19 protein-coding genes, 2 tRNA genes and 2 pseudogenes are annotated in these 20,697 nt (G+C 67.2%); 14 read left to right on the top strand and 9 right to left on the bottom strand.

The window, feature by feature from the left end:
- On the top strand, nt 1–719 hold a 719-nt coding region (locus D6T64_RS01810; RefSeq protein WP_147364420.1), incomplete at its 5' end, for a M15 family metallopeptidase.
- A gap of 113 nt (nt 720–832) precedes the next feature.
- A complete protein-coding gene (locus D6T64_RS01805; protein ID WP_119970880.1) occupies nt 833–1,519 on the top strand; it encodes an amidase domain-containing protein in 687 nt (228 codons plus the stop codon).
- A 183-nt stretch (nt 1,520–1,702) separates the two neighbouring features.
- Here D6T64_RS01805 and pgm read toward each other — a convergent pair whose 3' ends face one another.
- On the bottom strand, nt 1,703–3,319 hold the full coding sequence (gene pgm, locus D6T64_RS01800) for a phosphoglucomutase (alpha-D-glucose-1,6-bisphosphate-dependent) (protein ID WP_119970878.1): 1,617 nt from the start codon (nt 3,317–3,319) through the stop codon (nt 1,703–1,705).
- Between the two features lie 35 nt (nt 3,320–3,354).
- Between pgm and pheA the strand changes: the two genes are divergently transcribed.
- Together pheA and D6T64_RS01790 are read left to right on the top strand one after the other, a co-directional pair.
- Complete coding sequence (gene pheA, locus D6T64_RS01795) at nt 3,355–4,287, top strand: prephenate dehydratase (RefSeq protein WP_119970876.1); 933 nt, start codon at nt 3,355–3,357, stop codon at nt 4,285–4,287.
- A gap of 26 nt (nt 4,288–4,313) precedes the next feature.
- Entirely contained in the window at nt 4,314–4,886 is a 573-nt protein-coding gene (locus D6T64_RS01790) for a hypothetical protein (RefSeq protein WP_119970874.1), read from the top strand.
- On the opposite strand, the gene D6T64_RS01785 is transcribed toward D6T64_RS01790, so the two are convergent.
- Nucleotides 4,873–5,907, bottom strand: a complete 1,035-nt coding sequence (locus D6T64_RS01785) for a diacylglycerol/lipid kinase family protein (protein WP_119970872.1) — start codon at nt 5,905–5,907, stop codon at nt 4,873–4,875. The two genes, D6T64_RS01790 and D6T64_RS01785, sit on opposite strands and share 14 nt — an antisense overlap.
- A gap of 50 nt (nt 5,908–5,957) precedes the next feature.
- Here D6T64_RS01785 and serS point away from each other — a divergent pair, with 50 nt between their 5' ends.
- From serS to D6T64_RS23370, 6 genes and pseudogenes are all read left to right on the top strand, one after another.
- The gene (serS, locus tag D6T64_RS01780) at nt 5,958–7,223 is read left to right on the top strand and encodes a serine--tRNA ligase (RefSeq protein ID WP_119970870.1); all 1,266 of its coding nucleotides are present in this window, start codon (nt 5,958–5,960) and stop codon (nt 7,221–7,223) included.
- The gene (locus tag D6T64_RS01775) at nt 7,220–8,020 is read left to right on the top strand and encodes an HAD family hydrolase (protein ID WP_199719027.1); all 801 of its coding nucleotides are present in this window, start codon (nt 7,220–7,222) and stop codon (nt 8,018–8,020) included. The genes serS and D6T64_RS01775 overlap by 4 nt, the downstream gene beginning before the upstream one ends.
- Before the next feature lie 133 nt (nt 8,021–8,153).
- A tRNA-Ser gene (locus tag D6T64_RS01770) sits at nt 8,154–8,238 on the top strand.
- 117 nt (nt 8,239–8,355) lie between these two features.
- Nucleotides 8,356–9,603, top strand: a complete 1,248-nt coding sequence (locus D6T64_RS01765) for an LCP family protein (protein ID WP_233550773.1) — start codon at nt 8,356–8,358, stop codon at nt 9,601–9,603.
- An 86-nt stretch (nt 9,604–9,689) separates the two neighbouring features.
- Nucleotides 9,690–9,780 (top strand) — tRNA-Ser (locus D6T64_RS01760).
- A gap of 7 nt (nt 9,781–9,787) precedes the next feature.
- Nucleotides 9,788–9,940, top strand: a pseudogene (locus tag D6T64_RS23370) (Fic family protein); the annotation flags it as partial.
- Nucleotides 9,941–10,051: 111 nt separating this feature from the next.
- Here the strand turns inward: D6T64_RS23370 and D6T64_RS23045 are convergent.
- From D6T64_RS23045 to D6T64_RS01745, 3 genes are all read right to left on the bottom strand, one after another.
- Nucleotides 10,052–10,981: a hypothetical protein gene (locus D6T64_RS23045; RefSeq protein ID WP_233550772.1), complete on the bottom strand. Its 930-nt coding sequence runs from the start codon at nt 10,979–10,981 to the stop codon at nt 10,052–10,054.
- 91 nt (nt 10,982–11,072) lie between these two features.
- Entirely contained in the window at nt 11,073–12,068 is a 996-nt protein-coding gene (locus D6T64_RS01750) for an ECF transporter S component (protein ID WP_147364419.1), read from the bottom strand.
- Nucleotides 12,069–12,172: 104 nt separating this feature from the next.
- Nucleotides 12,173–12,655 (bottom strand): pyridoxamine 5'-phosphate oxidase family protein, encoded by a 483-nt coding sequence (locus tag D6T64_RS01745; RefSeq protein WP_233550771.1) that lies wholly within the window; start codon nt 12,653–12,655, stop codon nt 12,173–12,175.
- 268 nt (nt 12,656–12,923) lie between these two features.
- On the opposite strand from D6T64_RS01745, the gene D6T64_RS01740 reads away from it, so the two are divergent.
- The 4 genes from D6T64_RS01740 (at nt 12,924) to D6T64_RS01725 (ending at nt 17,201) form a co-directional block, all read left to right on the top strand.
- Nucleotides 12,924–14,198, top strand: coding sequence for an ABC transporter substrate-binding protein (locus tag D6T64_RS01740; RefSeq protein ID WP_119970862.1), 1,275 nt, complete (start codon nt 12,924–12,926; stop codon nt 14,196–14,198).
- 102 nt (nt 14,199–14,300) lie between these two features.
- Entirely contained in the window at nt 14,301–15,191 is an 891-nt protein-coding gene (locus D6T64_RS01735) for a carbohydrate ABC transporter permease (protein WP_119970859.1), read from the top strand.
- Complete coding sequence (locus D6T64_RS01730) at nt 15,188–16,117, top strand: carbohydrate ABC transporter permease (protein ID WP_119970857.1); 930 nt, start codon at nt 15,188–15,190, stop codon at nt 16,115–16,117. The genes D6T64_RS01735 and D6T64_RS01730 overlap by 4 nt, the downstream gene beginning before the upstream one ends.
- A gap of 61 nt (nt 16,118–16,178) precedes the next feature.
- Nucleotides 16,179–17,201 (top strand): Gfo/Idh/MocA family oxidoreductase, encoded by a 1,023-nt coding sequence (locus D6T64_RS01725; protein WP_119970855.1) that lies wholly within the window; start codon nt 16,179–16,181, stop codon nt 17,199–17,201.
- Nucleotides 17,202–17,319: 118 nt separating this feature from the next.
- Here the strand turns inward: D6T64_RS01725 and D6T64_RS23040 are convergent, their stop codons facing one another.
- From D6T64_RS23040 to D6T64_RS23030, 4 genes and pseudogenes are all read right to left on the bottom strand, one after another.
- On the bottom strand, nt 17,320–19,182 hold the full coding sequence (locus D6T64_RS23040; protein WP_233550770.1) for a carboxylesterase/lipase family protein: 1,863 nt from the start codon (nt 19,180–19,182) through the stop codon (nt 17,320–17,322).
- 100 nt (nt 19,183–19,282) lie between these two features.
- A complete protein-coding gene (locus tag D6T64_RS01715; RefSeq protein ID WP_119970853.1) occupies nt 19,283–20,038 on the bottom strand; it encodes a flavodoxin family protein in 756 nt (251 codons plus the stop codon).
- 81 nt (nt 20,039–20,119) lie between these two features.
- Nucleotides 20,120–20,263 (bottom strand): hypothetical protein, encoded by a 144-nt coding sequence (locus tag D6T64_RS23035; RefSeq protein ID WP_233550774.1) that lies wholly within the window; start codon nt 20,261–20,263, stop codon nt 20,120–20,122.
- Nucleotides 20,264–20,423: 160 nt separating this feature from the next.
- Nucleotides 20,424–20,567 (bottom strand): annotated as a pseudogene (locus tag D6T64_RS23030) (HNH endonuclease signature motif containing protein); the annotation flags it as partial.
- Between the last annotated feature and the right edge of the window lie 130 nt (nt 20,568–20,697).

The following is a 20,697-nucleotide window of genomic DNA, read 5'->3' as shown; positions in this document are numbered from 1 at the left end:
CGGCGCAGGCCGACCGCGACGCCGCCGCGGCCGTGATCGCCGCCGAAGCCGCCCGGATCGCCGCTCTGCGCCCGGTGCCCGCGCAGGCCTCCGCGCCCCTCGAATTGCCGGCGGCGCCCGCGCTCTCCCTGGATGACCCGGCCAGCCTGTGGGTCGTCGTGAACAAGGCCCGACCGCTCGACGGCGGCAGCACCTACGTTCCGAGTGACCTCGTGATCGTGCCGGTGGCCCACACCTTCAGCCCGCTGCTGCGGCAGGAGGCATCCGCCGCCGTCGTGGCCCTGTTCGACGCCGCCCAGGCGGAGGCCGGCCTCACGCTGGCCTCCAACAGTGCCTACCGGGCCTATTCGGTGCAGCAACGTGTCTACGGTTCCATCGTCGCCGCGAGCGGGCAGGCCTACGCCGACACCACGTCGGCCCGGCCCGGACACAGCGAACACCAGACCGGACTCTCGCTCGACATCGGCGCCGTCTCGGGCCGCTGCTCGCTCAACGCCTGCTTCGCCGAGACGGCCGAGGGCCAGTGGCTCGCCGGTAACGCCTGGCGGTTCGGGTTCGAGCTGCGCTACCCCGACGGGATGGAGGCCGTGACGGGGTTCAACTTCGAGCCCTGGCACTATCGGTATCTGGGCGTTGATCTCGCCACGACCCTGCACGAGAGCGGCGTGACTACGCTGGAGGAGCATTTCGGGCTCGCCGCCGCGCCCGATTACCGGTGACCCACCCCTGCCAGCCTCAGCGTTCTGTCGTGGGACTGTGGTTGGCTGGTTCTGCGTGCCCGCGGGCGGGCATCCGTTTTCTGAAGTGATGAACAAAGCGAAAAGAGTGACCTGTGGCATTGAATCGGTGGCAGCTGACCGGACTGGGCCTCGTCGTCGTCGCCTCGGTGACCGTGGCCGGAGTGGCCCTCGCGACCGCCGGCACGGCCCGCACGCCCAACCCGATGGCGACGACGGATGCCGCCGCCACCCCCGAACCGACCGCCACCCGCGAGGTCCCCGCGGAGACCGCCGCACCGGTCGAGGTTGAGGTTGACCCGGCCGTGCAGGCCCAGCTGGACTACGTGCTCGCGCACTGGGCCGACGGAACGTACAACTCGGCCGAGTACGGCGTCGTCGGTGAGAACGACTGCGTCAACTTCGCCAGCCAGGCGCTGATCGAGAGGGGTTGGCAGATGGACGACGTGTGGAACAACCCCAAGACGGGCAACGCGTACGACGCGTCGTCGGCCTGGATTAGTTCTACTGCCCTAATGAACTACATCGCCGACACCGGCCGAGCCACCGCGCTCACCGACGACCAGCGCGACCAGGTCAAGGTCGGCGACGTCGCCCAGTTCGACTGGGACAACTCCGGCGACCGGGACCACACCGGAATCGTCACCCGGGTCGAGGGCACCGGCGATGACATCGTGATCTCGTTCGCCGGCCACACTCTCGACTCCGACTACCGCAGCGTCGACACCGCGATCACGACCGATCATCCGGGCGCCACCGCCTACTACTGGAGCATTCCCTAGCCCCGCTCCGCCCCCTCCGCCGGCCCCCTCTCGCTTGTTGAGATTTCGACAGGCTCAATCCGGCGGCCGCGAGCTTGCGAGCGGTCGAAACCGGCTGAGCCGACCCACAGTCAGAGGGTCGGCTCACCTGGTTTCGACCGCTCCTTCGTCGCGGCTCAACCAGCGGTAAGTGGGGCGCCGCCGCTACGCGATCGCGTCGTCGACGATCGCCTTCGCCTCGGCCTGCACGCGGGCGAGGTGCTCGGCGCCGAGGAAGGACTCGGCGTAGATCTTATAGACGTCTTCGGTGCCGCTCGGGCGGGCCGCGAACCAGGCGTTCTCGGTGACGACCTTGACACCGCCGATCGCGGCGCCGTTCCCGGGCGCGTGGCTGAGCTTGGCGATGATCTTCTCGCCGGCGAGCTCGGTCGCGACAATGGCGTCACCGTTGAGCTTCGACAACGCGAGTTTCTGCGCGGGAGTGGCCGCGGCATCCACTCGGGCGTAGGCCGGAGCGCCGAAGTGCTCGGCCAGCTCGGCATAGCGCTGGCTCGGCGTCTTGCCCGTCACGGCCAGAATCTCCGAAGCGAGCAGGGCGAGCAGAATCCCGTCCTTGTCGGTGGTCCAGACCGAACCGTCGAAGCGCACGAAGCTCGCGCCGGCGCTCTCCTCGCCGCCGAAGGCGACCGACCCGTCGATCAGTCCGGGCACGAACCACTTGAAGCCCACCGGCACCTCGGTCAGGTCGCGGCCGAGAAAACCGGCGACCCGGTCGATCATCGTCGACGAGACCAGGGTCTTGCCGATCGCGGCGGTGGGCTTCCAGCCCTCGCGGTGGCTGTAGAGGTAGTCGATTGCGACGGCGAGAAAGTGGTTCGGGTTCATGAGGCCGCCGTCGGGCGTGACGATGCCGTGACGATCGGCGTCGGCGTCGTTGCCGGTGAGAATGTCGTACTCGTCCTTGTGGGCGACGACGGATGCCATCACCGAGGCACTCGATGGATCCATGCGGATCTTGTCGTCCCAGTCGAGCGTCATGAACGCCCACTGCGGGTCGACGGAGGGGTTCACGACGGTGAGGTTGAGCTCGTAGCGGTCGCGAATAGCGCCCCAATAGCCCACGCTCGCGCCGCCGAGCGGGTCGGCGCCGATGCGGATTCCGCTGGCCTTGATGGCAGCCATGTCGATGATGTTCTCGAGGCCGTTCACGTAGTGGCCGCGAAAGTCGTAGGTCTCGACCGCGCTCGGCTCGCTCATCTTCACGTCGACCATGCCTGCCGCGATAATCTCGTTGGCGCGGTTCGCAATCCACGAGGTGGCATCGCTGTCGGCCGGACCGCCGTGCGGAGGGTTGTACTTGAAGCCGCCGTCGTAGGGCGGGTTGTGGCTCGGGGTGACGACGATACCGTCGGCGAGGTCACCGTTCTCGGCCCGGTTGTAGGCGAGGATCGCGTGCGAGAGCGACGGGGTCGGCACGTAGTCGTCGAACTCGTCGACGAGCACGCGCACGCCGTTGGCGACGAGTACTTCGAGGGCAGTCGTGTACGCCGGGCCGCTGAGGGCGTGCGGGTCGGTGCCGATGAAGAGCGGCCCGGTGATGCCCTGGCCCGTGCGGTACTCCACGATGGCCTGGGTGGTGGCGCTGATGTGGTTCTCGTTGAACGCGGTGTTCAACGAACTCCCGCGGTGCCCGGAGGTGCCGAAGACGACCCGCTGGGCCGGCACCGCCACATCCGGTTTTAGGTCGTAATAGGCCTTCACCAGCCCTTCGATATCGGTCAGATCGGACTCTTGGGCCGGTGTTCCTGCGCGCTCGCTCATGAGCACAGTCTGGCACCCGCAGTAGGCTGTGAGCCATGCCAGAGACCGCCAATGTCACCTACAGCTTCCTCGGGCCGGTCGGCACGTTCACCGAAGCCGCCCTCGCCCAGGTTCCGGAGGCCCGCGGAAAGCCGTGGCGCGCCGTGAACAATGTGGGCGAAGCCCTCGCCGACGTCGTCGACGGACGCAGCACCGCGGCCATGATCGCGATCGAGAATTCCGTGGACGGCGGGGTGTCGGCCACCCAGGACGCCCTCGCAAGCGTGCCGGGCCTGCGTATCATCGGCGAATACCTCGTGCCGGTCAACTTCGTGCTCGTCGCCCGCCGTGGAACGACGCTCGACGACGTTCAGGTCGTGAATGCGCATCCGGTCGCCTACGCCCAGTGCCGCGCCTGGCTCGAAGTGAAACGCCCGAGCCACGGCCACATTCCGGCCTCGAGTAACGTGGCCGCCGCGCTGTCCCTGCTCGACAGCGGGCAAGCGGATGCCGCGATCGCCCCGCCCGGAATCGAGAAGCACTACGACCTCGTCGTGTTGGCGAGCAATATCGGCGACAACCCGAACGCCGTGACCCGGTTTGTGCTCGTCGGCCGCACCCGCGAGATTTCGGCCCCGACCGGCGCCGACAAGACCAGCCTGATCGTGGAACTTCCCGAGGACCGCTCCGGTGCCCTGCTCGAAATGCTCGAGCAGTTCGCGACCCGCGGGGTGAACCTGAGCCTGATCCAGAGCCGCCCGATCGGCGACGCCCTCGGCCGGTACCGCTTCGTGATCGACGCTGACGGCCACATCGACGACGAACGGATGTCCGATGCACTGCTGGGCCTCCGCCGCTTCAGCCCGAACGTCATCTTTCTCGGCTCGTACCCGCGTGCGGACAAGCTTCCCAACGAATTCACCTCCCGCTACGACGACGGTATCTTCACCGAGGCCCGGGAGTGGCTGAAGGGGTTGCGCGGCGCGTAGACCAGTTCACGACACCAGGGGGCAGTATGACGACGCCAGGATTTGATCCACAGCACGACGCCCGGTTCCAGCGCGGGTACGACCCCAAGTCGGCGCCGGCAGCCGGCCCGCTGGGCCTCGGCGTCGATGTCGGCGTTCCGACGGATGCCCCCTACGGCTCCCGCGCGGAGGCCCGCGCCGCCGCCCGGCCCCCGCGAGAGGCGGCCGACCCATGGGCCGAGGCCGGGGCATCCGGTGCCGAGGCGAGCACGCTGGGCGCTGGCTCGGAGGACTTCGTGCGGGGAACGGTGGGCGACGAGCAATTCGAGACCCCGCGTTCCCCCCGCGGCAACCCGTTCGTGATCGCGCTGTGGGTGCTCGGCCCGCTGCTGCTGGTGGGCGGTTTCGCGCTCATTGTGCAGTCCTCGTCGAACAACGGCTACAGCTACAGCGGAAACGAGATTCCCTGGGCTATGGTGCTGCAGCAGATCACGTGGACTGTGGCGCCGTCGATGATGTCAGCGGGCCTCGCCACAATCATGGGCCTGCTGTTCTGGCACGCCTTCGCGTGGCACCGCGCCCGCAGCGCGGCGACGCCGACGCCGACTACGCGGTCGTGACCGCCGCCGCTTCGTCCTGAGTGGTGCCCTCGCTGCCGACCGGCACCCGCACGATGAGCGCGCCCGGGTCGGCGCGCAGCACGACCGAACGCACGCGCCCGAACTCGTCGCCGTCGAGCTCGAACTCCTGGGTGTGCTCGACCACGATGCGGATGTCGGCAGCGCGCAGCGTGGTCATCACCCGTTCGTTCATCGAATCGGTCTGCTGGATCATGCGGCGGCCAACCGCCGACCGGCGTAGCACCCCGTTCTCCCAGGTCACGCGCCGCCAGATGGTCAGCCAGCCGAGCACGCCCTTGGGCTGCAGCACCGCAATATCGAGAATGCCGTCGTCGACGCGGGCGTCGGGCAGAAACTGGATATTGCCGGGCAGCAGCCCGCAGTTGGCGACCAAAATAGCGCTGACGTGCGCCGGCCGGTCGGTGTGCCCGCTCAGGCTGTAGCGGATGCGAAACGGTTTGGCCTTCGGAATCGACCGCGCGACCCCGTCGACGTAGGCGAGCCAGCCCACCTGCTTCTTCAGCTCGGGGCGGGTGTTGGCGATCATCTGGGCGTCGAGGCCCAGGCCCGCCATCACCAGGAACACGTGTTCGGCCGACTTGCCGCGCTCCGGGGTGACGGTGGCCACCCCGAGGTCGATCGGCCGGTCGACGCCGCTGAAGGCGATCGCCACCGACTCGTCGAGGCTGCCGAGCGGCAACTGCATGTTGCGGGCGAGCAGGTTGCCGGTGCCGGCGGGCACGATGGCCAGGCTCACGCCCGATCCGCGCAGCGCCTCGGCGACGGCCCGCACGGTGCCGTCGCCGCCGGCGGCGAGAACGGTGCTGACCGCGTGGTCGAGGGCCTCGCGGGTGGCCTGCTGGCCGGCATCCGCTTCGGTGGTCGCGAACCAGAGCGTCTCCGCCCAGCCCGCCGCGGACGCGGCCGACGCGACGCTCGCGCGCAGCTTCTGCTCGTCGACCTTGATCGGGTTGTAGACCACGGCGGCCTGCGGGGTGCGGGGAGTTTCGGTGTCTGCCACGAGGCCTAGGGTATCCGGTCGCGTCTCGCTGCGCTTGTAGACTGGCGCGTGTGATTGATCCGGTACTGTTACGCGAAAATCCTGACCTCATCAAGCGATCCCAGGAAGCGCGGGGTGACTCCGCCCTGGCGGTGGACGAGGCGTTGGCCGCGGACGCCGAACGCCGGGCCCTGATCACCTCCTTCGAGGCGCTGCGGGCCGCCCAGAACCTGTTCGGCAAGACCGTCGCCGCCGCGCCGGCCGCCGAGAAGAAGGCCCTCGTCGCCGAGGCGCAGTCGCTCGCTGCCGAGGTCAAGGCCGCCGGCGTGACCGCCGCCGAGGCCGAAGTGCGCTTCACCAAAATCGTGAAGACCATCGCAAACCCGATCATCGACGGCGTGCCGTCGGGCCCCGAAGACAACTTCGCGACGCTGCGCACCCACGGCGAGCCGCCGGTGTTCGACTTCGAACCCCGCGACCACCTCGCCCTCGGCGAGCTGCTCGGCGCCATCGACATGCCCCGCGGCGTCAAGGTCTCGGGCTCGCGCTTCTACTTTCTGAAGGGCATCGGCGCCCGCCTCGAGATCGCGCTGATGAACATGGCCCTCGACCGTGCCCTCGCGGCCGGATTCGTGCCGCTCATCACCCCGACGCTGGTGCGGCCCGAGATCATGGACGGCACCGGTTTTCTCGGCGAGCACAACGACGAGGTCTACTACCTGCCCGGTGACGACCTCTACCTGACCGGCACGAGCGAGGTCGCGCTCGCCGGTTACCACAAAGACGAGATCCTCGACCTGTCCGAGGAGCCCCTGCGCTACGCCGGCTGGAGCACCTGCTACCGCCGCGAGGCTGGTTCGGGCGGAAAAGACACCCGCGGCATCATTCGCGTGCACCAGTTCAACAAGCTCGAAATGTTCACCTACGTGCTGCCCGAAAACGCCGAGGCCGAGCACGACCGTCTCGTCGCCCTGCAGGAGGGCATGCTGCAGTCCCTGGGGCTGAGCTACCGCGTGATCGACGTCGCCGCCGGAGACCTCGGCTCGAGCGCCGCCCGCAAGTTCGACATCGAGGCCTGGGTGCCCACCCAGAACGCCTACCGCGAGCTGACCAGCACGAGTAACTGCACCACCTACCAGGCGCGCCGCCTGGACATCCGCTATCGCACCGAGACGGGCAAGACCGCACCGGTTGCGACCCTCAACGGCACCCTCGCCACCACCCGCTGGCTCGTCGCGATGCTCGAAACGCACCAGCAGGCGGATGGCTCGGTACGGGTTCCAGAGGCCCTGCAGCCCTATCTCGGTGGCCTGAAGGTGCTGGAGCCGCTCGCGTGACCGAGCCGTGGCTGGTCGCGCTCGATATTGACGGCACGACCATGCACGAAGACGGCTCGATCAGCGCCGCCGTGATCGAGCAGGTGCAGCGCCTCGCCGCCGCCGGCCACGAGGTCATGCTCGCGACCGGGCGTTCCGCGGCCGCCACACTGCCCGTTCTCGACCGGCTCGAGATCACCCCGCGTTTCGTGATCTGCTCCAACGGCGCCATCACCATGCACCGCGACGCCAACGCTCCCCTCGGCTACCGACGCGAATGGGTCGAAACCTTTGACCCGACCGTCGTGCTGCGCTCAATTCGCGCGCACCTCGGCAACGCCCGGTTCGCCGTCGAAGACGAGCACGGCTTCTACCGCTATACCGAGCCGATCCCCGACGCCACGATCGGCATGGACAGCGAACGCGTCGACTTCGAAGAGCTCACCAAGCACCCCGCCACCCGCGTCGTCGTGATCTCACCCGACCACGACATGGAGGACTTCCTCGCCGTCGTGGAGCGGATGGGGCTCAATCGAGTCAGCTACGCCATCGGCTGGACCGCCTGGCTCGACATCGCGCCCGACGGCGTGAACAAGGCCACGGCCATGGAGCGGGTGCGGGCCGAGCTCGGCATTCCGCGCGAGCGGGTCATGGCGGTCGGCGACGGACGCAATGACATCGACATGCTGGAATGGGCATCCGTTTCTGGACGTGGCGTGGCGATGGGAAACTCGCCCGACGAGGTGCTCGCGGCCGGAAGCGAGACCACGCTCTCGGTGTTCGACGACGGTCTCGCGGTCGTGCTGCGCTCGCTCTGATTTGTTGTAATACGCGTATCCAGCGCCTGCTCAGGTAGATCTGGCAGTGTCGAATCGCTGCCATCAGCTAGAATCGGGCGTTGTTCGCCCATTTTTCGATTGCGTGTACGTTAACGTGTGGTCGAAAACCCCTGGAGGGCTGTCCGAGTGGCCGATGGAGCCAGTCTTGAAAACTGGTGGGCAGAAATGTCTCGTGGGTTCGAATCCCACGCCCTCCGCAAGAAAGCACGAACCCGCACGGCGCCGCCTACCTAGAAGGGACCTGAGTGAGCGACCAGCTACGCCCCCGCTCGAACGGATCGAAAAACCTCCGCACGGTTGCGAGGCACGGTCGGTTGAAGCGGTCAAGCGCACTTGCCACGATCGCGAAGCTGATCGCCGCCGGGCTGGCCGTCGTCATGGTCAGCGGCGTATCGGTGGCCGCGATCGCCACATTCGACGTGGCTGCGAGCGTGCAACCCGACGTCGTGCTCGATAATGAGGTCGCTGGCGTGGTTCCGCAGATCGATGCCATCGACGGCGGCGTCAACGTGCTGATCGTGGGCAGTGACAGTCGCGTCGGGCAGGACGCGATCTTCGGTCCCGAGGACTCCACCGGCAACCTCAACGACGTCACCATGCTGCTGCACATCTCCGAAGACCACCAGAACGCCTCGGTGATCAGCTTTCCCCGGGACATGTTCGTGCCGATCCCCTCGTGCACCGACCCCGAGGGCGGGTCGTTCAGCGCCATGAGCCGCCAGAAGATCAACACCTCGCTGAGCTACGGCGGCCTGGCCTGCACTGTCTCGACGGTGGAGAAGCTCACCGGCCTCGAGATCCCCTACGCGGCAGAGGTGCAGTTCAGCGGCGTCATGGCCATGTCGACTGCCGTCGGCGGAGTGCCGGTCTGTGTCGCCGAGCCCATCGAGGACGAATACACCCAGACCTACCTGGACGCCGGCGAGCACATGCTCGAAGGCTATGCAGCCCTGCAGTTCCTCCGCACCCGGCACGGCGTCGGCGACGGCAGCGACCTGACGCGCATCAACAACCAGCAGCTGTTCATGTCGTCACTCGTGCGCACCATCAAGAGCTCGGAGACGCTGTCGGACTGGACCAAGGTCTACTCGCTCGCCAAGGCCGTCACCGCGAACATGCAGCTCTCGACCAGCCTGAACAACGTGGACACCATCGTCTCGATCGCCCTGGCGGTCAAGGACATCGACCTCGACAAGGTCGTCTTCGCCCAGGTCCCCACCGGCAGTACAACGGGCGGCGTGCTGCCCTCGCAGCCCGCGTTCAAGGACATGTTCACCGCCCTGGCCAACGACCGGGCGATCGTGCTCAGCGGCTCGACCGGCGCCGGAACGGTCGCCGACCCGAACGCCGTGGTCGAGGAGCCCGCAGCGACCGACGAGCCGGCGGCTACCGAGGCTCCGGCGACGGATGCGTCCACGAGCGATCCTGAGGCCACGACCGATGCGTCTGCGGAGCCGACCGACGAACCCGACGATGGCACCACCACGCTGTCCGAGTCCGTCACCGGGCAGACGGCCGGTGACCTGACCTGCACGGCCGGTCGCACTCTTCGGGACCAGTAACCTTTCACCCGCCTGGCCGGGGTGAACCGCGAGGCCCATTCTTACCGTTAGGATGGGAGTCGCGTGTTTGCTTCGGCAGGCACTCGGGAGACGTCGCATAGTTCGGCTTAGTGCACCACCCTGCTAAGGTGGAGTACCCTTTACGGGGTACCGTGGGTTCAAATCCCACCGTCTCCGCACAGAAATACCTGGTCAGTGGCACACAAGTCCGGTCAAACAGTTCATCCAGGCCGCGAACGATCTCGACCCGCTGGTCACGCTCGCCGTCGCCCCCTGTCGGTTCGAAGCAATTCACCCATTTGCTGATGGCAACGGCCCCACGGGTCGCATCCTCAATTTCCTGCTCCTCCTGCAGGCGGGGCTGCTTCACCACCCGGTTCTCTACCTGTCGCATTACATAATCGAGCGGCGGCGCGAGCCCACGGTCCGCCGACCTCCTGGGCGCCGGCTACAGGTACCGAGTCAGGAGAAACTCGATGACGGGCGGCACGAACGCCAGGGCGGCCGCTCCGGCGATTGCCCAGCGCTTGAAGGTTTTGGCGCTTTCCTCCCGTTCCTCGAGCAGGTGCCTGGTGACGCGAAAGCTTGCCAGAGCGTGGGTCTCCAACGCCATGAGCAGTACGACCTCGGAATGGTGCGCCGCCAGGTCGGGAGAGGCGCCGCCCTCTGTCCGCAGCCGCTCGCGCAGTCGCTCAGCGTCTGCTCGGTGCCCCTCCCGGTCGCTGATCAGGTCCGCCTCGGCGTTGTCTGCCTCACGTTGAGAGGCGGAGACGCCCGGCGACGCCACTCCCGCCGCATCGAGCGCCTGGCTCCAGGAGCCGAAGAGACGGTTGAGCATGTCGAGCGACGGGGGTGTCGTGGCGAGTTTGTCCTTGGGGCTGGCTTTGCGCCACGCAACATAGTCGCGGGCGTTGCGGCTGCCCTGCCAGGACTCGACGAACCGGCGCAGGTGTTTCTTGGCCTCCTCCTTGCTCATCGTCGGTACGCTGTCCCGTTTCGGGCTGAGTCCGGCAGAGATGAGCGCGTCTGACCACGACTGGCTGAACTTGTTGTAGTAGGGCGGCCAGGTGACCTTCGCCCCGGCGTTTTGTCCGAACTCCGTGAGAATCCCCGGCCACACGTCTTCGTTGTACGACTTCGCGCTCCAGCGCTCAATCTGTTGCTTCGGCAGGGCCGCAATCGTCAGGTCGGCTGCGATGACTCGCAGGGCATCGCCATCCGTCAGCCCCTGATCCCGCAGCAGAAGGAGCAGCGACAGGTCGACTCCGGCCGGCGCATCGGGCACATCGATGCTGAACGCGCGTGCGTAGGCGAAGCGCAGAACGGCGCTTTCGATCCGTCGGGTTTCGGCCAGGTCGGGCACCACGGTTTTGTCCATAGGCACAATTCTGGATCCAGCGTGCGCCCTGGCCGTGGTCGACAGGGCAGCGGATGCCGTTCCCGGACAGACTCGGACACTGTGCGCCGCCTCAGTCCGGGCGGCGCCGGACTCTGCAGTCAAGGCCCAACGGGACGATGAATCGGGCCAGCAGCACCGCGACGTACCCGGCGATCAGCTTGTCGAGCAGTGAATACATCACGTTGACCGAGAAAACGGCGACCCAGAGACCGTGCCCGATAGCGACCAGCGCGCCGACCACCGCGTCGCTGGCATGGCCGGCGACGCCACCGTAGACGAGCACGTTGATCGGTACGGCGACGAGCGTGCAGCTGATCGCGACCACGACGTTGAGCACGAGAAAGCGAAGCGGGCCGCGGTTTCTGCAGAACCAGCGGTAGCCGTAACCCCAGACCAGCGCCCCCGCGACATTGACCGGGAGGAACGGCAGCGTCTCCGGATTTCCCTGTAGCCCGCCGAGCAGATTGGTCAGCACCCCGACAAGCGCGCCGTGCCACGGGCCCACCACGATGGCTGCGGTCGCGGTGCCGATCATGTCCAGCCACACCGGCAGCTGGAACTTGTCCACGACACCATCGCCGAACAGGTTGACGCCGACGCACCCCACAACCAGCGCGATCGTCAGTGCCATCGTCAGGGCGCGGCGGTCGTGGGCGTGCGGCACGACCGGCGCGGCCGGCGGCTGCGGGGCGACCAGGCCGGTCGCGGCATCCGCTTCGTGCCGGATTGCAGAGCCGGCCGAACGCCGTCCGGTCAAGTGGGCGTCGAGGCACCGCTGTCTCCAGAGTCCGGCAGCCACGGGGTCTTCGCCGAGTGCCCGCACGATCTCCTCGACCAGCACCGCGTTGATGCGGTGTCGGCCCGGGCGAAAGGCGTCGAAGACCGACGACCGCGCGACCCGGGCCGCGGCCGGGGTCGTCCCGTGCGCCTCCCGTGTGCGGGCTATCCGTGCGGCGATCTCGGCGTAGGAGACATCGCCCGCCGTGTTGCGCAGGCGCTGGAGGTCTTCGACCAGCCGGTCGAGCGGGACCGATGGTGCCTGAGCCCGCTCCACATCCGCCGTCACGATCCCCCCGACCAGTCACTCACGGCTGCCCCGCGCAGCGCTAGCCACAGACTATCGGCGGGGCACCGGTGGATGCGTCGGGCGGGCGTAAACGCGCAGAAGACCTAGAGTTCGACCTTGTCGTTCTCTCCGCCGTCATAGGCCTTGCCGGTGACCTTCGATTTCACCAGGCTGATCACCGAGGCGATGCGGCCGCCGGGGGAGTCCCAGTATTCGGCGCTGTCGGCGGTGAACTTGATGAGCACGACGTTGGGGTCGTCGGAGCCGCCGGGAAACCAGGCTTCGACCCACGGGTTCCAGAGTTCGGAGACCTTGTGGGAATCGTCGATCATCTGCGCGGTGCCCGAGAGGGAGACCCAGGTGTCGTTGGAGGCGAAGGACACCCCCACGACGGGGTCGGAGCCGAGCTCACGCACAGTATGCGAATCGCGGGCCACGATGAACCACAGGTCACCGTCGAACTCGACCTCCTGCACCGTCATGGGGCGCGCCACGAGCTTGCCCTCCGGACTGGTCGTGGTGAGCATTGCAAAGCGAAACTCTTTGACCAGTTTCGCTACCTTCTGAACATCGCTGAGGTCGCTCACGGGGACTCCTTCTGCGTCGTGGGCGGCCGAGGGGGAGGCCGCCATCACGGGCACAGTACCCAGACCCGGGCCACGGTGCCGGACGTTGCCAGCGAACTGTCGGGCACCGCCACGCCGGCCGTTTTGACTCAGCACAATCACGGTCGTAGCCTGAGCGAGAGGTCCGTGCGTTTGAGCCCTGTCTTTCTGTCACTGTTCACAGCAGGCACCTTGGCGTTACCCCTGATCACAGCAGATTGGGGTAGGTATTCCAACGAAGGAAAATCACATGCGCAGCACAAGAATGTCGGTCATCGCCGGCGCCGCAATCCTGGGCCTGGCCCTGGCCGGATGTTCCACATCCAGCGCCGGTCCCAGCGAGGACGACCCCAACCAGGTCGAGGTCTTCACCTGGTGGGCGGCCGGTTCCGAGAAGGTCGGGCTTGACGCCCTCGTGGCGGTCTTCGCCGAACAGTATCCGGACATCGCGTTCAGCAACGCGGCCGTCGCCGGCGGTGCCGGATCGAACGCCAAGGCCGCCCTGGCCTCCCGCCTCGAGGCGGACAACCCGCCCGACACCTTCCAGGCGCATGCCGGCGCCGAACTCAATGACTACATCGAAGCCGGCCAGCTTCAGGACCTCAGCAGCTTCTATGACGAGAACGGTCTTTACGAGGCTTTCCCGGACACCCTCATCGAGCAGCTCACCTCCGACGGAGCCATCTACTCGGTGCCCAGCAACATCCACCGCGCCAACGTCACCTGGGTCAACGTCGACGTGCTCGAAGGCGCCGGCATCGACCCGACGGTCGCCCCGGAGAGCATGGACGCCTGGATCGACGACCTCACGACCCTGCAGGAGTCCGGCGTGACCGCGCCCCTGGCGCTCGGTACCGAGTGGACGCAGATGCAGCTGTTCGAAAACGTGCTCATCGCCGACCTCGGCGCAGAGGGCTACACCGGGCTGTGGGACGGCACGACGGACTGGGACAGCGCCGAAGTGCAGACCGCCATCGGCCACTATGGTGAGCTTCTCGACTTCGCCAACACCGACTACGCCGGCCTGGACTGGGACGCCGCGACCCAGATCCTGCTCGACGGCAACGCCGGCTACAACGTGATGGGTGACTGGGCTGAGGCCGCATTCGTGCAGGCCGGACAGACCTACGGCACCGAGTACACCACCTGGGCCACACCCGGAACCGACGGAATCTTCGACTTCCTCGCCGACTCCTTCACGCTCGCCGTCGGCGCCCCGCACGAGACCGCCGCCATCGACTGGCTGACCACGATCAGCTCGGCCGAGGGCCAGAAGGCGTTCAACATCGCCAAGGGTTCCATCCCGGCGCGAATGGATGCTGTCGCCACCGATTACCCGGAGTACCAGCAGACCGCGATGGCGTCGTTCCAGGAGGACACCATCGTGAGCTCGCTCGCGCACGGTTCCGCGGCATCCGTCTCATGGTCGGCTGACCTGTCGTCGGCCATCGGCAAGTTCGGTGCTGACCGCAACGCCGACGAACTGCTGACGGCCCTCGTCGCAGCCGCCGCCGCCCAGGAATAACCGAGCACATCAATTCGAGAGGGCGGAGCGTGCTCCGCCCTCTCCTGTGCTGTTTTTTTGCTGTACGGATTCATTTGTGCGGATTCATCGAAGGGGCGCAACGTGCGCAAAGGAGTACGTAACTGGGGACCGCCGCTGCTGCTGCTGTCTCCCACCATCATCATTCTGGGCATCTTCGTCTACGGCCTGATCGCCGCAAACGTGCGCGTCTCGTTGACCAACCGCACCAGCCTCGTGCCGGCGACGGAATTCGTGGGCCTCGACAACTACATTGCGCTGCTGGCCGAGGATCGCTTTCTGCACTCGCTGGCGAACCTCGCCGTGTTCACGGTCGTGTTCATCGCCGGCACGATGTTGTTCGGGTTTCTCTGGGCATGGATGCTCGACAAGGGCGTCAGCGCTGAGGGCATCTTTCGCTCGGTGTACCTGTTTCCGATGGCGGTGTCTTTCGTCGCTTCCGGTGTCGTCTGGCGCTGGCTGCTCAACAGTGCCGAGGGTGACCGGGCATCCGGGCTCAACCGCATCCTCGAGACCTTCGGCCTGGGCTTTCTGCAGAACTCCTGGTGGAACGAGCCGACCTGGGGCATGGCCGCCATCGCGCTGCCGGCCATCTGGCAGCTCTCCGGCTACGTCATGGCGCTCTTCCTCGCCGGCTTCCGCGGCATCCCCGACGAGCTGCGGGAAGCGGCCCGGATGGACGGTGCGAGCGAGTGGAAGCTCTACCGCTTCGTCATCTTCCCGCAGCTGAGCCCGATCGCGCTCAGCGCGCTGATCATCGTCAGCCACATGTCGCTCAAGGTCTTCGACCTGATCATGAGCGTGACCGGATCGATCTACGTGACCGAGGTGCCCGCGACCTACATGTGGGTCACGCTCACCTCCAACGACTACGCGAAGTCGGCCACGATCGCCACGGTTCTGCTCGTGCTCGCGAGCGTCTTCATCATCCCCTACCTGATTCAGACCGCCCGATCCGAGAAGGCGAACCGATGACCGTCACCGAGAAAACCCGCCCCGCGCCCGCGCCCGCACCCCTTCCCCTGTCACCGGCGCTGCGCCCCCGGCGCGGGTTCTCGCTCGGACGCACCCTGAAGTACACGATTCTCATCGTGTTCGTCTTCATCGTGATGATTCCCGTCTACGTGCTGATCGTCACGAGCCTGAAACCGCCGGCCGACGTCAACCCGGCCACCTCGTGGGGACTGCCGGTGCGGTGGCCCTGGCAGTCCGAGACGCCGGGCGGGGCGACCGGTTTCGACAACTGGTCCGCCGCCTACACGGCACTGGCGCCGTCGATCGGGCGCACCTTCATGCTCGCCATCCCGGCGGCACTGATCTCGGCGCTGCTCGGTTCCATGAACGGGTTCGTGCTCTCCCGCTGGCGTTTCCCGCACGCGAACCTCGTGTTCACCTTCATTCTCTTCGGCATGTTCATCCCGTACCAGGCGGTCATGACCCCGCTCGTGCAGATGAAATCCACGCTGGGCCTGCCGAGCGACATCTCCACCCTGCTGCTCGTGCACGTCATCTACGGGCTGCCGATCTGCACGCTCATCTTCCGCAACTACTACGTGAGCATCCCGATGGAACTCATGGAGGCCTCGCGGGTCGATGGCGCGGGCATGATGCGCACCTACTGGTCGATCGTCTTGCCGCTCTCGCTTCCGGGCTTCGTGGTGACGATCATCTGGCAGTTCACGAACGCCTGGAACGATTTTCTGTTCGCTATGTTCCTCTCGGACACCGCGGGCGGTCCGGTTTCGCTTGCGCTGAACAACCTCGCGCAGGGTGCCCAGCTGGCCAACTACGGAACGGCGATGGCCGGTGCCCTGATCGCATCGCTGCCGACGCTGCTGGTCTACATCATTCTCGGCAAGTACTTCATCGGAGGACTCATGAGCGGTTCGGTGAAGAGCTAGCGGTTAGATTGGGCAGGCGCCGACACTGCGGTCGGCGCCGTCGGTTCTGGAAAGGGATCACATGCGCATCGGACTCGTCGGCTATGGCACGGGCGGAAAGCACTTTCACGCCCCCTTCATCCAGGCGGCCGAGGGCGTCGAACTTGTCGGAGTCGTGGCCCGGTCCGAAGCGAAACGGCTCGAGGTGCAGGCCGACCTGCCCGGAGTGCCGATCTACCCGAGCCTGACCGCGCTGCTGGCCTCGGGCGTCGATGCGGTCACCATCACGACGCCGCCGACCACCCGGCACGACCTCGTGCTCGAAGCCCTCGCGGCGGGCGTGCACGTGGTCGCCGACAAGCCTTTCGCACCGGATGCCGCGGGTGGGCGTGAGCTCGCTGCCGCGGCCGAGCGGGCTGGCCTGGTGCTCAACGTCTATCACAACCGGCGCCGGGACGCGGATCTGGTGACCCTCGCATCCGTCGTGGATTCGGGCCGGCTCGGCGACCTCTGGCGGGTGCACTCGGTTATGGACCTCGACGATCCGCGCACGATGGAGACCGGACCGACCGGCGGCCTGCTGCGCGACGTGGGCAGCCACTTGCTCGACCAGATGCTGTGCCTGCTGGGCCCGGTCGCCAGCGTCTACGCCACCCTCGACTACACGGACCGGTTCGGAGGTTCCGTCGACTGCGGCTTCGTGGTGACGTTGACACACATCTCGGGTGTGGTCTCCACGGTGTCCTCGAGCAAGCTCAACTACACGTCGACGCGGGAATTTCGGGCCTACGGCAGTGCCGGCAGTTACGTGGCCTCGGGTACCGACGTGCAGGCGCAGGCCCTGTTCGCTGGCCGCCGCCCGACCGATGATCCCGCTGCGTGGGGCTTCGATGCGCCCGAGTTCTGGGGCACTCTGGCGACGGAGGCCGGCCGCGAGGTGATCCCGTCGCTGCAGGGAAACTACGCGGACTTCTACACCGAGTTCGCCCGCGCGGTGCGCGGCGAGGGCCCGGAGCCGGTACCGGCGAGCGAGGGAGTGCGCACGCTCGAGGTGCTCGATGCCGCTTTCGAAAGCGCCCGCACGAACACCGTCGTGACCCTCTGACGACGGATGCGGGAGCGTCCCGGCTGAGGTGCGGACTTCGTGCCGTCACCGTGACCGGGAAGGTGCGAAGTCCGCGACTCAGCCGCAGAGTACAGCCCCGCACAGTACAGCCCGAACGTTACAGCCCGGGGCGAAAGGCCTGCCAGGCCCGGCGACGATCGCCGCGCGGATCGGACTCGATCCGGTCGACGTCGTCGATGATGAGCGTCAGGCGGTCATGCTCGTCATAGCCAGGCCAGGAGCCGTCGACGGATCCGGTGCAGGCGAAACGCAGCCAGTGACGGCGCATCCGCTCGCCGGCGTGGGTGAACGGTTTGCGACCTCCGAGGGAGGTCATGGTGCGGGCGACCCGGGTGTTTTCCGGGCTGAACAGGGCATACAATTCGATGCCGTGGGTTGCGTCCAGCCCGAGCAGGTGCACCAGCCGTGGGGCGTTGTCGAAGCGGTAGACATGCACCGGGGCGTGCCGAGAGTGCCGGTCGGCGACCGTCACGCTCGGGTACCAAAATGCGTAGTCGCCGCCGAAATCCGCCGCCGCGCGCGTGATCGGCAGCCCCGGGTACGCCTCGCGCATCGCCTCGCGACTCGGCGCGGGGGCCTGCTGGAACAACGCCCGGATACGGCCCGGCGTTCGTGGCAGCACATCCGCCCGGCCGCGAAAGATCGACCCCTCGCGGTCGTTGGTGCCGATGATGAGCGGCACCGCATGGGCGCGCCCACTGCGAAAGGCATTGAGCGGTCGTTCCGGCAGAAACTCGCCGTCAACGACCGGGGCGAGACAGAACGTGCCGGGCGTCGAATCGGGGGTGCGCACCTGCAGGGCGAGCGCGGCCAGGGTCAGATCGGTGGCCGAGGCCGTGGTCAGCAGCTCGGCCGCGGTGAGGCGGGCCGCGAGCCCGGGTGTGAGCCCGCCGGCGACGGATGCCGCGGTCTGGCCTCTCACATCGTCTTCCCGTTCGGTGGACTCCCACCGCACCGCCGCCTGGTGCTCCTGCGCCGGCGCGGCAACCCGGATGGGCGGCGCGGCGGACCGGGGAATCGCGTTGCGCAGCAGGCTCAACGGCCCGGGCGCACGCGGCCGGGCCCGCAGCGCGTCGTCGGCCGCAGGGGCACCGCCGGTCGGGGCCGGTCGGATCGAGCGGCCGATGGGGGAAAACGCGGGGCGATCGGTGGTCGGCCTGCTGACCACTCGTCGCAACTCCCCGACGAACTCCGCGGCCCAGGCGGCGGTCTGCTCGCCGGGATAGGCGGCATCCGCCGGCGGGCTCTGCGCAATGGCCCGGGCGAACAGCCCTCGGGCCGCGGGGGTGGTCATCAGGGTAAGCACGGCGTTGGCGCCGGCCGATTCGCCCAAGATAGTCACGTTGTGCGGGTTGCCGCCGAAGACACGGATATTGTCCCGCACCCATTCGAGCGCGGCGACCTGGTCGTGCAGGCCCAGGTTGCTGTCAAATGGTCGTTCCGAGGTGGAGTAGTGGCTGAAGTCGAGGTAGCCCAGGGCGCCGAGGCGGTAGTTGAAGCTGACGTAGATGACTCGTCCGCTGCGTACGAAGTCGGTCCCCTGGCCCGAGAAGTCGAGTGACCCCCCGGTGCTGTAGCCTCCGCCGTGGATGAAAACCATCACCGGCATGGCGAGTCGTTTTCGGCGCGGCGCGGCGGGGCGCTGCACGTTGATGCTGAGGCAGTCCTCGCCGGACGGGACTTTGGGATCGGTGCCGCGAAACTGGCCCTTGTAGACCTGGGGGGCAACGTTGCCGAAAGTCGAGGCGTCCCGAAATCCCGGCCAGGCCGGCACCGGCCCCGGCGCCCTAAATCGCAGGGTGCCCACCGGCGGAGCCGCAAAGGGGATGCCCCGCCAAGCGAGCACGTCGCCCTCCTGCACGCCGCGCACGATGCCGCCGGTCACGCGCACGTCGAGGCGGGCGTGGGGGTGCAGGGATGCCTGCTGCTCGGAGGGTTCTGGAAGGACCGGGATGACCATGGGACGTTCCTCCAATGCTGACGTGCCGCTCTGCCGCCGTGCTCTGCTCGTGTCCTGCTCGTGCCTTTCGTGCGTGGGGGTGCCGTCGTGTGGCGTCGTGTCAGCGGTACTCCGGATTGGCGGTGAAGCCGAATCGTTCGCCCGAGTCCCAGTTCTGCCGCAGGTTGCCATAGGCGGGGATGCCGCCAGCGGCCTTCAGCAGGGCGGCGAGGTGCATCAGGTTCCAGGTCATGAAGGTGGTGTTGCGGTTCGTGAACTCGTTCTGTGGTCCGCCGGAGCCGGGGTCCAGATAGCTGGGCCCGGGGCCGATCTCCCCGATCCAGCCGCTGTCCGCCGCCGGCGGGATCGTGTAGCCGATGTGCTGCAGGCTGTACAGGAGATTGGAGGTGCAGTGTTTGACGCCGTCTTCGTTGCCGGTGATGATTGCCCCGCCGACCTTGCCGTAGAAGAGGTACTGACCCTTCTGGTTGAATTCGCCCGAGTGGGCGTAGAGACGTTCCACGATGCGCCGCGTGACGGAACCGTTGTCGCCGAGCCAGATCGGCCCGGCGAGCACCAAGATGTCTGCGGCCTGAACTTTTGGGAACAGGCCGGGCCAGGCATCCGTCGCCCAGCCGTGTTCGGTCATGTCCGGATAGACGCCGGTCGCGATGTCGTGGTCGACGGCTCTCAGGATGTCGACTGTGACCCCCTGTGCGCGCATCAGGCGGGCGCTGAGGTCGATGATGCCCTGGGTGTTGCTGACTTCGGGGCTGCGCTTGAGGGTGCAGTTGATGAAGAGCGCGGTGAGCCCGGTGTAGTTGAGCGCGGTCCGGTCGGGAGCGGAACTGGCGGAAGGGGGCATCGGTTCAGTCATGGCGCCCAGTGTTGCACCGCGTGAATGTGCTGGCTAGCGGTCAACATACGTTTCTCGGCGGTCACGCAACTCATGTCGAATCTAGAACGGAATGACCTCGTCTTTCGCGAGGGGTGGTTGGGTCCAGAGTTCGGCGGGGGTGAGGTGTCGTGGTTCGAGGGCTTTCAACTCGGCCTTGATCTGTTTTTTGGTTTTCTTGATCGGTCTGAGGTCGGGTGGGCTCATGCGGGGTTCGGGGAAGGTGGGGTAGTGGCGGCCGGCGGGGCTGGTCCAGTGCAGGATGCCTTTCTGGTCTTGGCTGACTTCCCACCCGGTCTCGTGCTTGAGCNCAGTGCAGGATGCCTTTCTGGTCTTGGCTGACTTCCCACCCGGTCTCGTGCTTGAGCCGGTGCGAGTAGCGGCAGAGCAGCGCGAGGTTTTGCAGGTTGGTTTCGCCGCCGAGGGCCCAGTCGTGGGTGTGGTCGACGTCGTCGTGCCCGGCCGGGCGGGTGCAGCCCGGGGCGCGGCAGCCCTGGTCACGAATCTCCACCGCCTTGCGTAATCCGGCAGGCACTCTGTATCGGTCGCGGCCCACCGACAGCACGACGCCGGTTTCGGGGTGCACGAGCAGCCGGGTGAACCCGGTCGCCGTGCCCGCCAAACGCCGCGCGGTCTCCGGG

The sequence above is a fragment of the Cryobacterium melibiosiphilum genome, from assembly GCF_003602235.1.
In the GTDB taxonomy this organism is placed as follows: domain Bacteria; phylum Actinomycetota; class Actinomycetes; order Actinomycetales; family Microbacteriaceae; genus Cryobacterium; species Cryobacterium melibiosiphilum.
This window is presented reverse-complemented; position numbering and strand designations above follow the sequence as displayed.

Bases quoted from the DNA above. Each gene is read 5' to 3' on its own strand.
- D6T64_RS23045 (WP_233550772.1), bottom strand. From the start codon at position 10,981: ATGGACAAAACCGTGGTGCCCGACCTGGCCGAAACCCGACGGATCGAA.
- D6T64_RS01715 (WP_119970853.1), bottom strand. From the start codon at position 20,038: ATGACTGAACCGATGCCCCCTTCCGCCAGTTCCGCTCCCGACCGGACC.
- D6T64_RS01725 (WP_119970855.1), top strand. From the start codon at position 16,179: ATGCGCATCGGACTCGTCGGCTATGGCACGGGCGGAAAGCACTTTCAC.
- D6T64_RS23035 (WP_233550774.1), bottom strand. From the start codon at position 20,263: ATGAGCCCACCCGACCTCAGACCGATCAAGAAAACCAAAAAACAGATC.
- pgm (WP_119970878.1), bottom strand. From the start codon at position 3,319: ATGAGCGAGCGCGCAGGAACACCGGCCCAAGAGTCCGATCTGACCGAT.
- D6T64_RS01790 (WP_119970874.1), top strand. From the start codon at position 4,314: ATGACGACGCCAGGATTTGATCCACAGCACGACGCCCGGTTCCAGCGC.
- pheA (WP_119970876.1), top strand. From the start codon at position 3,355: ATGCCAGAGACCGCCAATGTCACCTACAGCTTCCTCGGGCCGGTCGGC.
- D6T64_RS23040 (WP_233550770.1), bottom strand. From the start codon at position 19,182: ATGGTCATCCCGGTCCTTCCAGAACCCTCCGAGCAGCAGGCATCCCTG.
- D6T64_RS01740 (WP_119970862.1), top strand. From the start codon at position 12,924: ATGCGCAGCACAAGAATGTCGGTCATCGCCGGCGCCGCAATCCTGGGC.
- D6T64_RS01730 (WP_119970857.1), top strand. From the start codon at position 15,188: ATGACCGTCACCGAGAAAACCCGCCCCGCGCCCGCGCCCGCACCCCTT.